10 protein-coding genes are annotated in these 14,798 nt (G+C 64.3%); 5 read left to right on the top strand and 5 right to left on the bottom strand.

What is annotated here, in order from left to right:
- Positions 1-217 precede the first annotated feature (217 nt).
- Complete coding sequence (locus tag PQ467_RS14130) at positions 218-1,393, bottom strand: glycosyltransferase family 4 protein (protein WP_274174012.1); 1,176 nt, start codon at positions 1,391-1,393, stop codon at positions 218-220.
- A 222-nt stretch (positions 1,394-1,615) separates the two neighbouring features.
- On the bottom strand, positions 1,616-2,065 hold the full coding sequence (locus tag PQ467_RS14125; RefSeq protein ID WP_274174011.1) for a hypothetical protein: 450 nt from the start codon (positions 2,063-2,065) through the stop codon (positions 1,616-1,618).
- Between the two features lie 267 nt (positions 2,066-2,332).
- On the opposite strand from PQ467_RS14125, the gene PQ467_RS14120 reads away from it, so the two are divergent.
- Positions 2,333-3,547: a sulfotransferase family 2 domain-containing protein gene (locus PQ467_RS14120; protein ID WP_274174010.1), complete on the top strand. Its 1,215-nt coding sequence runs from the start codon at positions 2,333-2,335 to the stop codon at positions 3,545-3,547.
- Between the two features lie 814 nt (positions 3,548-4,361).
- Here the strand turns inward: PQ467_RS14120 and typA are convergent.
- Positions 4,362-6,188, bottom strand: a complete 1,827-nt coding sequence (typA, locus tag PQ467_RS14115) for a translational GTPase TypA (protein ID WP_274174009.1) — start codon at positions 6,186-6,188, stop codon at positions 4,362-4,364.
- Between the two features lie 334 nt (positions 6,189-6,522).
- Here typA and PQ467_RS14110 point away from each other — a divergent pair, with 334 nt between their 5' ends.
- Both PQ467_RS14110 and PQ467_RS14105 read left to right on the top strand, forming a co-directional pair.
- A complete protein-coding gene (locus PQ467_RS14110; RefSeq protein WP_274174008.1) occupies positions 6,523-9,201 on the top strand; it encodes a TonB-dependent receptor domain-containing protein in 2,679 nt (892 codons plus the stop codon).
- A gap of 117 nt (positions 9,202-9,318) precedes the next feature.
- Positions 9,319-9,735, top strand: a complete 417-nt coding sequence (locus tag PQ467_RS14105) for a DUF805 domain-containing protein (RefSeq protein ID WP_274174007.1) — start codon at positions 9,319-9,321, stop codon at positions 9,733-9,735.
- On the opposite strand, the gene PQ467_RS14100 is transcribed toward PQ467_RS14105, so the two are convergent.
- Entirely contained in the window at positions 9,732-12,233 is a 2,502-nt protein-coding gene (locus PQ467_RS14100; protein WP_274174006.1) for an ABC transporter permease, read from the bottom strand. The genes PQ467_RS14105 and PQ467_RS14100 overlap by 4 nt on opposite strands.
- Positions 12,230-12,928, bottom strand: coding sequence for an ABC transporter ATP-binding protein (locus PQ467_RS14095; protein ID WP_274174005.1), 699 nt, complete (start codon positions 12,926-12,928; stop codon positions 12,230-12,232). The genes PQ467_RS14100 and PQ467_RS14095 overlap by 4 nt, the downstream gene beginning before the upstream one ends.
- A 62-nt stretch (positions 12,929-12,990) precedes the next feature.
- On the opposite strand from PQ467_RS14095, the gene PQ467_RS14090 reads away from it, so the two are divergent.
- Together PQ467_RS14090 and PQ467_RS14085 are read left to right on the top strand one after the other, a co-directional pair.
- Entirely contained in the window at positions 12,991-13,689 is a 699-nt protein-coding gene (locus PQ467_RS14090) for an arylesterase (RefSeq protein ID WP_274174004.1), read from the top strand.
- 65 nt (positions 13,690-13,754) lie between these two features.
- Positions 13,755-14,618 (top strand): GT-D fold domain-containing protein, encoded by an 864-nt coding sequence (locus PQ467_RS14085; protein ID WP_274174003.1) that lies wholly within the window; start codon positions 13,755-13,757, stop codon positions 14,616-14,618.
- Positions 14,619-14,798: the final 180 nt, after the last annotated feature.

The following is a 14,798-nucleotide window of genomic DNA, read 5'->3' as shown; positions in this document are numbered from 1 at the left end:
CGGGCAAAGGGCGGGGGCCCTTTGCAATCCCATTATGGGGTGGTGGGTGGTTTGCGGTGTTGTGTTGAGGGCAATTGTTTCAAAGCCTGCGGCGCAAGCAAACGGGCGCCGCAGGCTTTAAAATCTCGAACGCCGCGTCCGACACCAAACGTTGAACCCATCGCGCAACGCAGACAGTAACGGGAGCGCGAGGGACGAGTCCCTCGCATTTAACCCCTTAAACCTTCCCCACCCTGGCCTTCTGCCGGATCAGCCTCAGATAGGTATCGGCCACGGATTGATTGATCCGATCCCACGAGAAATCCCGGCTGCGAGCCTCGCCCGCCGCGCCATGGGCGGCGCGCAGGGCGGGGTCTTCGATATAGCCGCGCACGGCCTGGGCAAAGGCGTGGACATGGCCGGGAGGGATCAGGCGGCCCGAATGGCCATTGTCGACCAGGCTTTCCGATCCCGTTGCCTCGGCGCAGACCACCGGCAGCGAGCAGGCCATGGCCTCCAGCGTCACATTGCCGAAGGTTTCGGTGATCGACGGGAAGAACAGGATGTCCATGCTCGCCACCGCGCGGCCAAGGTCGATCCCGGCCTGATAACCGGCAAAGACGGCGGTGGAGGGCAGGCGGTTTTCAAACCATTCGCGCGCCGGGCCATCGCCCACGATCAGCACCCGGTGGGCCACGCCGCGCGCCACCAGTTGGTCGATGGTGTCGGCAAAGACATCGAGGCCCTTTTCCATGACGAGGCGGCTGAACAGGCCGACGACCACTTCATGATCCTCGATGCCAAGGCTGCGCCGCCATGCCATGTCGCGGCGCGATGCGTCGAAGATATGGCGATCAACGCCCCGGCTCCACAGCGAGATGTCGTAATTCATCCGCTGTTCGCGCAGCACCTGCGCCATGGATTCGGACGGCGCGACCAGCCCGTCGCAGCGGCGATAGAACCGGCGCAGGATGGCCGTCAGAAACGGTTCGACCCAGGCCAGATTGTAATAGCGCGGATAGGTGTCAAAGCGCGTATGCACGCTGCCCAGCACCGGCAACCCCTTGCTGCGCGCCCATGTCACGGCGCGGTGGGCCGAGGGGTCGGGGCTGGAAACATGGACGATATTGGGGGCAAAAGCCGCCAGATCGCGGCGCACCGCGCGGGGCAGGCCGGTGGCCACGCGATATTCGGTTCGGCCCGGAATGGCAAAGCTGGGCAGGCTGACAAGATCGCCGGCCGGTTCGAAAGCGGGCGCTTCGACGGTGGGCGAATAGACGCGCACCTGCGCGCCCTGCGCCAGAAGATAGCCGACCAGACGGTTGAGCGCCTTGTTCGCGCCATCGGTGACCATGTTGTAATTGCCGCTGAAGAGGGCAACGCGCAGGTCACTGGTTTGGGAAGGGAGTGTCATTGAGCGGGCCATAGCGAAGCCCGCGCCGTTTGGCGAGAGGCCGTGCCGCGTGAGCCGAGGGGAGAAAAAAGGCGCATGATGGGCCATGGTTCGCCAAGGGGTCGGCGGGGCCCATCATGCGCTCAAGGTTTACCTCGCCATGCCGCAGAGGATTGCCGGCGAGGCTCTGGGAGAGGACGGGGAGCGGGATGCGGCGCGGCATCCCGCCAAACCGGTCAGATCTTACCAGCCGCGACGGCCGTCATAATAGCCGCGGGGGCCTTCATAATATCCGCGCCGACCGTAATCGTCGCAGGGGCGGCCATCGCGATAATAGCGGTTGCCGTGATGATCCCAGTAATAGCCGTCACGCCATGCCCAGCTGCGATCCACCACATAGACCGGGGGCGAGGCATAGACCGGAGCATATGCCACCGGCGGGGGCGGAGGAGGCGCGTAAACCGGGGCATAGACCGGGCGACGCGGGCGGTCGGATGCGATGGCCGCGCCAATCGCCAGACCCAGCACGCCGCCGATCACACCGGCCGCGACCGCATCGCCGCCGCCGCGGCGTCCACCGTAATAGCCGCCCCGGCCATAGGGATCCGCCATCGCGGGGGTGGCGGCAAAGCTTGCAAACGCGCTGGCGGCCAGAGCCGCGGCCGTGATCGTCTTCTTCGTGAACTGGCGCATGATACACCTCTTGAGAACTGGTCGGGCTTTGCGGAAGTTTTGAAAGGCTTCCTGTCGCCCTTGATTCGTTTTCTACGCGATGCTTGCTGAATGGATTCGGGATGCGCTTTGCAGCGATTGTTCAGGAACAGGCGGTTTGTCGGAAATATCGGGCGGGCCAACTGGATCACAATTGGAGGTGATCGCGCTGGGTTTCGCCACCGGCCTGAATTAGCCCCGCAAGGCTGGGGATACATTGCGGGCCATGTCAGGCCCATGGGGCGACAAATGAAAATGCATGCTTCGCGGCTGGTGTTCTGCCATGTGCCGAAAACCGCCGGTTCTTCGATCACGCGGCTGCTGCGCGACAATTGGCCCGGGCCGCACGCGCTCGATGTTTATGAAGAGGAGGACGGGCAGACCGATCTGGCCGTCACGCTGCGCGATTGCGCGATGCTGGCGGGGCATCTGAGCCAGACCAGCGTGCTGGGCGCGATGCGGCGGGCGGGGGTGGAGGCCTTCAAGCTGACCAGCCTGCGCAATCCAGTCGATCATGTGCTCAGCCAGTATTACCACATTCAGGCCTATGCCGGGGCGGCGCTGGCGGGCGATGCGCGGATGCAGGCGTTGAAGGATGCGGCGGGGGGCATGAGCCTGCTGGAATGGATGAGCGGACGGGCGCGGGGCCTCGACGGGTTCGAGGTGCTGTTCGACAATCCCCAGATCCGCATGATCCTGAACAAGAAGGAGGGGCCCGTCACGCTGGCCGATGCGCGCGCGGCGATTGGCGTCATGCGGGAATTTGACGGGGTGATCCTGTTTGAACGGCTGGGCGAATCGGTGGCGGCGGTGTTGGGCATGCTGGGGATGGAGGGCGGCGGCGCTATCCCTCGCCTGATGACCAACCCGGCCAAGGGACAAAGTGTGGTGACGATGACCCGGCCGGAATTGCAGGCGGCTATGGCGCTGACCCGCTATGATGCAGTGCTGTATGACGTGATCGGCGCGGAATGGGGCACAAGGATGGCCGCGATGTCAGCAGCGGGGGCGGCGCCTGTTGCGCCGATCGAGCAGGCCGCGCCGGTGCTGCTGGCCGATGTGCTGCGTACCTCCAATGCTCAGCGGATCGAGGGCGGCACGGTGGGCGACACGATCAAGATGCAGGGAGACGGCCTGCTCCTGCACCCGCCCCATGGGCGCGAGGGCGCGTTGCGGATCGCCTCGGCCGATTTTCGGGCACAGGGGCAGGCGGGCTTTTCCACCGAACTGATGCTGGAACATCCCGCCGCGCCCGATGTCGAATTGGCGATGACCATCCGCGAGGGCGAGCGCATCGTGGCCGGTTTCACCACACGCGTCTCGCGCGCGGCCAGCGTCCCTGTGGCCTTGCGCTTTGCCCCGATCATCGGACGCTGCTTCGTCGATCTGGAACTGCGCAGTCTGGGGGCGGGCGGGTGCAACGATTACGCCGGGCTGATGATGAGGCGGGCGGTGTTTGGGTAGGTTTGATCCTCCGCGGGCGAATGCGGATGGTTGGGCCGGGCGGCTTGGGCAGATCAGGCCGGCGTTTGGGGCGCCCCGCAGATACGAGGGGCAGGAGGGCCGCGTGCTCGTGCGAATGGCCGGGTAGCCGCTTTGCTTCACAGCCCGGCACGGCCTTGCGCGGATCGGGGAAGCCGGGGCATCCAGGCTCGCGTATGATGCCCCGACCGGCTTGGGAATTTCAGGCCCCGTTCCGCCGATCCATCGGTCAGGCGCTGTGTGGCGTGGTCCACGGCTTGGGTCACATCCCGCACCACTCGCCCACAAACGCCGGCCTGAAACACCGGCCCCACCGTTGCGCATAGGCGGGAGCGGATGGGGAGGGGTTTAATGGAGGTGGGTGGGAGTAGGAAAGGGGAATTTAGGCAGTTTTGAAAAGATGCCTCCGGCGGGCAAAGGGCGGGGGCCCTTTGCAATCCCAATATTGTTGTTAGTTAATTTATTAATCGAACGGCGTTGTCCTCTCATAATAAAGATTTATGATAAAAATAGAAGATTTTCAAATTTTTTAGTGAATATGGCCATAAGCATCGCCAGTTTTGGTAATATTCGATTTACGAAATGTTGCGTCCTGATGTGCTTTTTCTTTCCGCGAAGCGGATTAACTGCTTTCCTGCAGCATTTCTTCCACTGGAGGCGCAACCTCTACATTATCGGGATTGCAAAGGGCCCCCGCCCTTTGCCCGCCGGAGGCATTCTTCCCCCTTCAAAACCACAAAAAAACCGGAGGCTTTCGCCCCCGGCTTCCGTGTTTCCAAACTGATCAATCCAAAGATCAATCCTTCTTGCGCGAGGCTTTCTTGCGCTCGTTGGGATCGAGGATCGCCTTGCGGATGCGGATGTTCTTGGGGGTGACTTCAACCATTTCGTCTTCGTCGATGTAGGCGATGGCCTGTTCCAGCGTCATCACCTTGGGCGGGGTCAGACGCACGGCGTCGTCCTTGCCGCTGGCGCGGAAGTTGGTCAGGGCCTTCGACTTCATCGGGTTGACTTCGAGGTCTTCGGGCTTGGCGTTTTCGCCGATGATCATGCCTTCATACAGCGCTTCGCCCACGCCCACGAACAGGATGCCGCGTTCTTCGAGCGGGCCCAGAGCATAGGCATTGGCTTCACCGGCGCCGTTCGAGATCAGCACGCCGTTCTTGCGGCCTTCGATCTTGCCCTTGTAGGGGCCATACTTGTCGAACAGGCGGTTCATGATGCCCGTGCCGCGCGTGTCGGACAGGAATTCGCCGTGATAGCCGATCAGGCCGCGCGAGGGCGCGACAAAGCTGATGCGGGTCTTGCCGCCGCCCGAGGGGCGCATGTCGGTCATTTCGGCCTTACGGTTGGCCATCTTTTCGACGACGGTGCCGGCAAATTCCTCGTCCACGTCGATCAGAACGGTTTCGTAGGGTTCGGTGCGGTTGCCGTTTTCATCGGTGCCGAACAGCACGCGGGGGCGGCTGATGCCCAGTTCAAAGCCTTCGCGGCGCATGGTTTCGATCAGCACGCCGAGCTGAAGTTCGCCGCGACCGGCGACTTCAAAGCTGTCCTTGTCGGCCGATTCGGTGATCTTGATGGCCACGTTCGATTCGGCTTCACGCTCCAGACGGTCGCGGATCATGCGGCTGGTCACCTTGGTGCCTTCGCGGCCCGCCATCGGCGAATCGTTCACCGCAAAGCGCATCGACAGGGTCGGCGGGTCGATCGGCTGGGCCTTGATCGGTTCGCGCACCGTGGTGTCGGCGATGGTGTTGGCAACCGTTGCCACCGACAGACCGGCAAGGCTGATGATGTCGCCGGCGCGGGCTTCTTCAACCGGAACGCGGTCCAGGCCCTGGAACGAGAGGATCTTGGAGGCGCGACCGGTTTCGATCACATTGCCGTCCATATCCAGCGCGTGGATCGGCTGGTTGACCTTGACGGTGCCCGAGGTGACGCGGCCCGTCAGCACGCGGCCGAGGAAGTTGTCGCGGTCGAGCAGGGTGACGAGGAAGGTGAAGGGAGCATCAACGTCGAGGGCCGGCGGCGGCACATGGTCGACGATGAGCTGGAACATCGGTTCGAGCGTGCCTTCGCGGCGGTTCATGTCATCGCTGGCGTAGCCATTGCGGCCCGAGGCGTAAAGAACAGGGAAATCAAGCTGTTCATCATTGGCGTCGAGCGAGACGAAGAGGTCGAACACTTCGTCCAGCACTTCCTGGATACGCTCGTCGGGGCGGTCGACCTTGTTGACGACGACGATGGGCTTGAGGCCCAGCGCCAGCGCCTTGCCGGTCACGAACTTGGTCTGGGGCATCGCGCCTTCGGACGAGTCGACGAGCAGGATCACGCCGTCGACCATCGAGAGGATGCGCTCCACCTCGCCGCCGAAGTCGGCGTGGCCGGGGGTGTCGACGATGTTGATGCGGGTGCCGTTCCACTCGATGCTGGTGGGCTTGGCAAGGATGGTGATCCCGCGTTCCTTTTCCAGATCGTTGCTGTCCATGGCGCGTTCTTCGACGCGCTGGTTGTCGCGGAACGTACCGGACTGGCGGAAGAGCTGGTCGACCAGCGTGGTCTTGCCATGGTCAACGTGGGCGATAATCGCGATATTGCGAAGCGGAAGCGGGCCGGACATCAAAAAGGCTTTCTGCAACAGCGGGCGGCAAGGCCCGTTTTGGGGGTGGCGCTTGGTTGCGCCGCAACATGCGCGCGCCCCTAGCTTACGCAGCGGCTTTGGGCAAGACTCGACAAGAGCCATAGTGTTGGCGGCGCATTGTCCGCTTATGGGATTCTGGCGGCGGTCTTTGCGTTTTTGATAAGAATTTGTGGGATAAACCGAGGCATGGGTCGATAAAGGATTGAGCCTCATGCCCACAAGGCATAACACAAGGCATTATAAAAAGGAAACCGGGCGCATGACAGGCGGGGGGCCTGTTGGCACGCCGGTTCGTGGGAAGGACAAGATTTGCATGAAGCAGACATCTGTTTCGCGCGCTCTTTGCGCGCGTGGGGCCGTGCGCGCAAAGAATGTGGCGGTTTCGTTTTCCTCGCATCGCCGGGCGGCGCTGGGCGCGGGCGCCGCAGGACTGGCGCTGGCGCTGGCCGCGCCCGCCATCGCGGCCGAGGATCAGGTCAACAATGAGATCGTCGTCACGGCCACCAAGCGCGAGCAGACGCTGCAGCAGGTGCCCGTGGCCGTGACGGTGACCACCGCCGATGTCATCAACCGCGCCAAGATCCGCGACATCAAGGATCTGACCAGCGTGGTGCCTTCGCTGCGTGTGTCGGAGCATCAGTCGAGCGCGCAGACCGATTTCCTGATCCGCGGCTTTGGCAATGGCGCCAACAATGCCGGGATCGAGCCGAGCGTGGGCGTGTTCATCGACGGGGTCTATCGTTCGCGCAGCGCGGCCCAGATCGCCGATTTCCCTGATGTTAAGCGCGTCGAAGTGCTGCGCGGCCCGCAATCGACCCTGTTCGGCAAGAATGCCAGCGCGGGTGTCGTTTCGATCTCGACCATGGAGCCGCAGTTCAAACCCGGCGGCAGCGCCGAGGTTTCCTATGGCAATTACAACGCTTTGGTCGTCAAGGGCATGTACACCACGCCTTTGAGCGACACGGTGGCGGTCAGCGTGGCGGGCGGATACAATCGCCGCGACGGCTTTGTTCACGATGGCGGCACGGGTGGCACCACCAACAACCGCAACCGCTGGTTCGCGCGCGGGCAATTGCTGTGGGTGCCTGAAAACGGGCCGCGCGTGCGCATCATCGCCGATTATTCCCAGATCAACGAAACCTGCTGCGCGGTGGCCAATCTGCTGTCATCCTCCAGCACGGCGGCCATTCAGGCCGTGGGCGGCAAGGTGAACGCACCGGGCAATCCCTTTGGCGATGTTTACAACAATTTCCCCTCGACCAACCGCATCCGCGACTATGGCTTTTCGGCCCAGATTGATCACGAGATCGGCGGGGTCAAGCTGACCTCGATCACCGCCTATCGCCACAACACCAATTACAACAATCAGGACAGCGATTTCACCAGCGCCGACCTGTTGGGGCAAAACAGCGCCAATGTGCGCATCAACACCTTTACCCAGGAATTGCGCGCCACCGCCAAGCTGGGCGAAAAGGTCAACCTGCTGCTGGGCGCCTATTACTTCAACGAGAAGATCAACCAGACCGGGGCGCTGCTCTACGGCTCGCAAATGCGCTCCTATGCCGACCTGCTGATTCGCGGCGCCAGCGGCAACACGCTCAACGTCAATTCGCTGGAGGGCACGTTCGGCACGCTGCAGGGCAATCCGGCCAAATATACCGGCCAGTTTTTCAAACAGGGCAACGGCCTGTCGGAAGCCTATCATCTGGCCAATGAGGCGATTTCGATCTTTGGCCAGATGGACTGGAAAATCGCCCCGCGCGTGACGCTGACGGGCGGCCTCAATTACACCAATGACAAGAAACGCTACTCGACCGGCGTGGTGTCGAGCGATGTGTTTTCCGGCATCGATTTGAACGCGATGCGCACCGCGGCCACCAATGCGGGCATTGCCCAGACCATCGGCGGGCTGCTTTCGGTGCCGGGCGGCTTTGCCTCACCGGCCCAGATCGCCGGTTTTGCCGGGGCCAACCCTGCCGCCTATAATGCGGTGGTGACGGGCGTGTCGAACCAGACCGCGCAATTACTGGCGCTGCGCGCACTGCAATTCATGCCGCCTTTCCTCAATGTGCCCAATGCGGTCGAACCGGGGCGGACCAATGACGGCAACCTGTCCTTTACCGCCCGTATAGCCTATGAGGCGAACAGGCACCTCAATTTCTACGCCAGCATCGGCACGGGGTTCAAGGCCAGCTCGATCAACCTCTCGCGCGACAGCCGCCCGGCGCTCTCCGATGCCGCCGCGATTGCGGCCAGCGGGTTGGCCACCACCAATCTGCGCTATGGGGGCCGCTTTGCCCGGCCGGAAAAGTCCACCGTCTATGAGGCGGGGATGAAGGCCAACTGGTCGGTGGCCACGCTCAATTTTGCCGCCTTCTATCAAACGATCAAGGATTTCCAGTCGAACATCTTTACCGGCATCGGTTTCGACCTGCTCAATGCGGACAAGGAATCCGTCTATGGTTTCGAGTTCGAAGGATCGGTGCGGCCCACGCCTGAACTGACGCTGGGCGCGGCCGTCACCTATCTGGTGCCCAAGTATGACCGCTTCACCAATTCCAGCTTTGGCAACATTTCGGGGGCGACGCCTGCGGGCATCGCGCCGATTTCCACCACCATGTCGGCCACATGGGACAAGCCGATCGGGGGCGAACAGCACCTCATCCTGCGCGGCAACTGGCATTACGAATCGCCGGTGCAGAACCAGGACGGCATGCCCGGTTTCATTTCCAAGAACCCGTTGACCGGCGCGGTCATCTCCTATCAGCCCGGATTGGATGCGGCGCGCCCGTTCAAGCGCACCGTTTCGGAAATCGATGCTTCGGCCACATGGCAGCTTTCGAAGAAATTCGAGCTGAGCCTGTGGGGCCGCAATCTGACGGACAACCGCTATATCTCGGTGATCTTTGACAGTCCGGCGCAGTCGGGCTCGATTTCGGGCTATGTCAACACGCCGCGCACCTTTGGCGTGGCGGCGCTGGCCAAATTCTGAAGACGCGAAATTTGCGCAAAGGGGCGGGGCGCAGGTGATGCGCCCCGTTTTTTTTCATGCGGCCTTTTGCCCGCACAGGCGTTAATCAGGTCAGGCAATGGAAAGAAGGTCTGGCCGATGAATTGGGTGTTTCTGCCGCTGCGGCGCTATTTTGAAATTTCGGGCCGTTCGCAAAGGCGCGAGTTCTGGCTCTATTTCATTGCCCTGTGGGTGGTGAACGGGGCGATCATGGCGCTTTTCGGCTCGCCGGTGTCCTATTCTAGCGGCATGAATTTCTATTGGGGCACGCAAACCAGCCTGCTGGGCCAGTTCCTTATCGGCCTGATCGCCCTGTTCACGATGATCCCCAGCTATACGGTTTCCATCCGGCGGCTGCATGACATTGATCGGTCGGGCTGGTGGCTGCTGGTGTGGCTGGTGCCGTTCATCGGCTGGTTTGTGCTGCTGATCTTCTTCTGCCTCGACGGCACCTATGGCCGCAACCGCTATGGCGATGATCCACGCGGCCGCGGCATGGCGGATGTCTTCCGTTAAAGTTCTCTAAGCGCCTGAGCCGGGCGGGTGCGCAGCAAAGGCAGCGACCCGCCCAGCGCAAAGGCCAGCACCAGCGCCAGCCCGCCCCCCAGCACGCCCAGCACATAGGGCCATGAGGGCAGGAAATCGAAGCTGAAAAGCTGGACCACGATCAGCCAGCCAAGCCCCGTGCCCAGCGCCAGCGCGACCAGCGCCAGCAGCGCCGCCAACACGCCATATTCGGCCAGCAGTAGCCCCAGCAATTGCCGCTGCCCCGCGCCCAGCACGCGCAGGATGGTGTTGTCATAGGCGCGCGACGCCCGCGCCGCCGCAATCGCGCCCAGCAGCACCGCCACGCCAGCCAGCACCGCCACGCCCGCCGCCGACAGGATCGCCGCGCTCATCTGACCCAGCAGCCCCCGCGCATCGCGCAGCAGCGGCCCGACCTCGACTACCGAGGCGGTGGGATAGGCCCGCGTCACCGCGCGCAGCAGGCCATGCTCGCGCTTGTCCGACAGGCTGATCGTTGCGGCCAGTTTGAACGGCGCGCCCGCCAGCGCATTGGGCGAAAACACCAGCACATAATTGAACCCGAAGGATTCCCAATCGATCCGCCGCAGCGAGGCCACCCGCGCCGTCTTTTCCACGCCCAGCAGGCCCACCGTTATCGTGTCGCCCACCTTGATCCCGGTGGCCTTCGCCAGCTTTTCATCAACCGAAACCAGCGGCTCACCCTGATAATCGCGGGGCCACCATGCGCCATCGGTGATGACATTGCCCTCGGGCACATCCTGCGCAAAGGTCAACCCACGCTCGCCCTTCAATTGCCAGGCGTCCTCGGGAATGTCCTTCATGTCCGCGACGCGGGTCTGTGCGCCCGCCGGGCCATAGGCCAGAATTGCCCCGCGCAGCGTCGGCACCGTGCGCACCTTGGCCCCCGGCGCGGCCTCGGCCACGGTGGCGCGGAAACCGGCCTCATCGCCCGGTTGCAGGTCGATGGCGAAATAATCGGGCGCCTTTTGCGGCACGCGCGCGGCAATATTGGCGTCAAGGCTGGTCTGGACCACGGCCAGCACGACAAAGGCCGTCAGCCCAAAGCCCAGCGCCGTCACCAGCCGCGCGGTCTGATTGCCGGGGCGGTGAATATTGCCCAGCGCAAGGCGCAGGATCGGGCTGCGCGGGCGGGGCAGATGCGCAGCCATCCGCGCCAGTCCCCAGCCCAGCACGGACAGCAGCACAAAGGCCCCCGCCGCACCGCCAAGGAAGATCGCGGTCGTCCGCGCCGACCCATCGCCCAGAAAGGCCAGCGCAATGATCCCGGCCAGCCCCGCGCCCACCCAGCGCCAGCTCTGTCGCCCCGAAACCGGCGCGATCCGCGCGCGCAGCAGCGCCATCGCCGGATAGGTCCGCGCCGCCAGCAATGGCCCCGCCGCAAACACCAGCGCCACCAGCAAGCCCCACAGCGCCGCCCGCGCCAGCGCCCATGGCGCCAGAACAAAGCCGTCCACCACCGGCAAGACGCCCGCCAACGCCTTGACCACCAGCGGCAGCACCGCCACCCCGGCCGCCAACCCGGCCACAGCGCCCACCGCCGCCGCCGCGGCAATCTGGAGCACATAGATCCGGGCAATATCGCCGCTGGTTGCGCCCATGACCTTGAGCGTGGCGATCACCCCGCGCCGGGCCTCAAGATAGGAAGCCGTGCCTCCGCCGATGCCGATCCCGGCGATCAGCAGCGCGGCCAGCCCCACCAGCACGAGGAAATCGCCCATGCGCGCAATAAACGTCTCGGTGCCGGGCGAGGCCTTGTCGCGGGTGCGGACATCAAGCCCGTTTTCCGGGAAACGCTTGGTCAGCGCCTCGGCAATGGCGGCGGCATCGCAGGCCCCGGCGCAATCCATGCGCAACCGGCTGCGATACATCGCCCCCGGCGCGGTCAGGCCGGCGCCATCGGGAAAGCCCAGAGGCACGATGATCGTCGGCCCCAGCGCGAAACCCTCGCCGAGGCCATCGGGTTCGACCCCGATGATCCCGCCCACGCGCAGCGGCTTGCCCGCGATGGTGAAACTCTCGCCCACATGCAGGCCCAGCCTTTCGGCGGCCCCGCGCGCGATCCATGCCGTGCCGGGGGCGGGGGCGCCCACATGCAGCCCGTTCGACAATTCCAGATGGCCCACCATCGGCCAGAGCGCATCGACCGCCTTGAGCTGGACGGGCGCGGTGGTGTCGCCGCTGGAGGCCATGGCCTGCAAACGCTGCCCATCGGACAGGCGGCCATAGCGGGCCAGCGCGGCGCGTTCCTCGGCAGAAATCGGGCGTTGCCAGACCGTGATCTGGACGTCACCACCAAGGATCTGGCGCCCCTTGGCGGCCAGCCCCTCGTTGATCGCCTTGGTCAGCGAGCCGATGGCGGCCAGCGCCCCCACGCCCAGAAACAGGCAGGCCAGCAGCAGGCGAAGCCCGCGAAACCGGGCCGACAGTTCCCGCCGCGCAATGCGCCAGGCCGCGCCCCAACTCACGCCATTTCATCCGACGATATGCGCCCGTCGGCAATCCTGATGATCCGCTGCGCCTTTTGCGCCAGCGCCTCGTCATGGGTGATGATGACCAGCGTGGCCCCGGTTTCGGCCCGGCGCGTCAGGATAAGGTCGATGATCGCCGCGCCGGTTGCGCCGTCCAGATTGCCGGTCGGTTCATCGGCAAAGAGCAGTGCCGGGCGCGGGGCCAGAGCGCGGGCAATCGCCACGCGCTGTTGCTCGCCGCCCGAAAGCTGGCTGGGATAATGGTGCAGCCGGTGGCCGAGGCCTACGGCTTTGAGTTCCTCGGCGGCGCGCGGCCCCGCATCGGCCACGCCCGCCAGTTCGAGCGCGGTCATCACATTTTCCTGCGCCGTCATCGTGGGCAACAGGTGGAACGCCTGAAGCACCACCCCGATCCGGCCCCGGCGGGCCAGCGCCAGTTGATCCTCGGAAAGGCCCATGAAATCCGCGCCCGCCACGCTCAATTCGCCCCCGCTGGCCCGCTCCAGCCCCGATAGCACCGCCATCAGCGAGGATTTGCCCGAACCCGATGGGCCGAGCAGCGCCACGACCTGACCATCGGGCACGGTCAGATCGACGCCTTTGAGGATTGCGGTGGCACCATCTCCGCTTCCCAAAGTGAGAGTGAGATTGCGGGCGAGGATCGCGCTCTTGCGGTCAAGGGATTGGGTCACGATATGTTTATGGGTGGCCCGGCCGGATTCGGCAAGGAGGGCCGGGTCGAAAGGGCATGTGGATGAGGGCTTTGGGTGGAATGCTGGCGGGGTTGGCGCCGGTTTTGATGCTGGCGGGATGCGGCGGGGGCGATAAGGCGCCGCAGCCCACAGCCACCACGGCAGCAAGCGCGCCCGCACCCACGCCGCCCGTCAAAGGCCCGGTTGTCCGCATCATCGCTCTGGGCGACAGCCTGTTTGCCGGATATGGCCTGCGCGCAGAACAGGCCTATCCGGTGCGGCTGGAGGCGGCGCTGCGCGCGCGCGGGATCAATGCGCAGGTGGTCAATGCCGGGGTTTCGGGCGACACCACGCAGGACGGGCGCGCGCGGCTCGATTTCACGCTGGCGCAAGGGGCCGCGCCTGATCTGGTGGTCATCAGCCTCGGCGGCAATGATATGCTGCGCGGGCTGCCGCTGGCCCAGACGAAGGACAATCTCGACGCCATTCTGGGCGAATTGGAAAAGCGCAAGATCAAGGCGGTGGTGATGGGCATGCTGGCCGCGCCCAATATGGGGCCGGATTATGCGCGGCAATTCAACGCGATTTTCCCCGCCGTTGCGGCGCGCCATCATGCCGTGCTCGAACCGTTCTTCCTCAAGGCGATTTTCAACCAGCCCACCCTGCAATTGCCCGATCATATCCACCCCACTGACAAGGGCGTCGAGGCGATGGTGAGCGCCACCGTGGACAAGGTGGCGGGGGCGCTGCCCAAAGAGTAATATCGGCTCCATTTGCGTGGCAATCGCGCTGGCGGGGTGCGGGGCGGCTCTGTCAAGGCGGGGGCATGATGGAGACAGCTCTCGATTGGCCGCGCGTCGGCCTGTTGCCGGTGGTGCGGGCCGCGCAGGACGCGCTGGCGCAGGGGCGGGGCTTTTCGCTCGTCCGGCTGGGCGATGGCGAGGGGGCGATGCTCTCGCATGACGCGCCGCATATGGGTGAGGAATTCGCCTTTTGCCTGTACATCTGGTTTGGCGATCAGACCATCGACGCGCAGGACCGGCGGGCCATGGCGCGCGGGCTGGAACGGGCGATGCGCGAGGCCGATGTGCTGGGCCTTCCCCGCCGCGCCCAATTGCAGGTTTCCATGCGCTATCACGAGGTTTTTGCCCATCTTGGGCGAGTATTGGGCGTCCGGCGTCCGATGGTGGGCGATATGGCGCTGCATTTCTATCTGCAATGGTCGGGCGCTCTGGGCGCCTTGGTGCGCGATGCGCGGCGGCTGGTGCTGATCGGATGCCGCGATGTGGCGGGGCAATTTGCCGCCCATTTCGATGTGCCGGTCGTGCAATGGCTGCTTCGCGGAGAAGCGCGGTTTCCCGGCATGGTGGCCCAGCCGCATTGGCCCGACGGCTATGCGCGGATGATGGCGCGGATCGAGGGGCTGGGGCCGGGTGATCTGGTGCTGGTGGGCGCGGGCGTGCTGGGCAAGGCCTATGTGGCGGGCGCGGCGCGGCGCGGGGCGGTGGCCATCGATATGGGCAGCGTGTTTGACGGATGGGCCGGCGTGATCAGCCGCGAGGGAAGGATCGGCACCGGCGCGGAATTTTCAATTGCCCATCTGGCGCAGTGCGGACCGGTGGATGAGGCGATGCGGGGGCGGCTGCGCGCCTATCTGGGGGGCACGAATATTGCCGATGGCACGATCTGATCGCGCGCCAATTGCTGCGTGAACGGATGCCGCGTGGGGCGAGTCAAACGTCTGAAAGTAAAGCTGTATCGGCGGTGCGATCGGGGGGAATGCGTAATCGCCGCCGAAATGGATAGAGCCTTTGTTGCGCGGGGCAAGGCCCGGTTTTAGCCCAAAGACACGGCGCGAAGGGATGGGGAA

This window comes from Novosphingobium sp. KACC 22771 (assembly GCF_028736195.1).
Classification (GTDB): domain Bacteria; phylum Pseudomonadota; class Alphaproteobacteria; order Sphingomonadales; family Sphingomonadaceae; genus Novosphingobium.
Note: the sequence above shows the minus strand (reverse complement) of the source record. Positions and strands in the feature narration are given on the sequence as shown.

What these genes read in the sequence shown, in the direction of transcription:
- PQ467_RS14110 (WP_274174008.1), top strand. Translation starts at nt 6,523, where the DNA reads ATGAAGCAGACATCTGTTTCGCGCGCTCTTTGCGCGCGTGGGGCCGTG.
- PQ467_RS14090 (WP_274174004.1), top strand. Translation starts at nt 12,991, where the DNA reads ATGAGGGCTTTGGGTGGAATGCTGGCGGGGTTGGCGCCGGTTTTGATG.
- typA (WP_274174009.1), bottom strand. Translation starts at nt 6,188, where the DNA reads ATGTCCGGCCCGCTTCCGCTTCGCAATATCGCGATTATCGCCCACGTT.
- PQ467_RS14120 (WP_274174010.1), top strand. Translation starts at nt 2,333, where the DNA reads ATGAAAATGCATGCTTCGCGGCTGGTGTTCTGCCATGTGCCGAAAACC.
- PQ467_RS14130 (WP_274174012.1), bottom strand. Translation starts at nt 1,393, where the DNA reads ATGACACTCCCTTCCCAAACCAGTGACCTGCGCGTTGCCCTCTTCAGC.
- PQ467_RS14105 (WP_274174007.1), top strand. Translation starts at nt 9,319, where the DNA reads ATGAATTGGGTGTTTCTGCCGCTGCGGCGCTATTTTGAAATTTCGGGC.
- PQ467_RS14085 (WP_274174003.1), top strand. Translation starts at nt 13,755, where the DNA reads ATGATGGAGACAGCTCTCGATTGGCCGCGCGTCGGCCTGTTGCCGGTG.
- PQ467_RS14125 (WP_274174011.1), bottom strand. Translation starts at nt 2,065, where the DNA reads ATGCGCCAGTTCACGAAGAAGACGATCACGGCCGCGGCTCTGGCCGCC.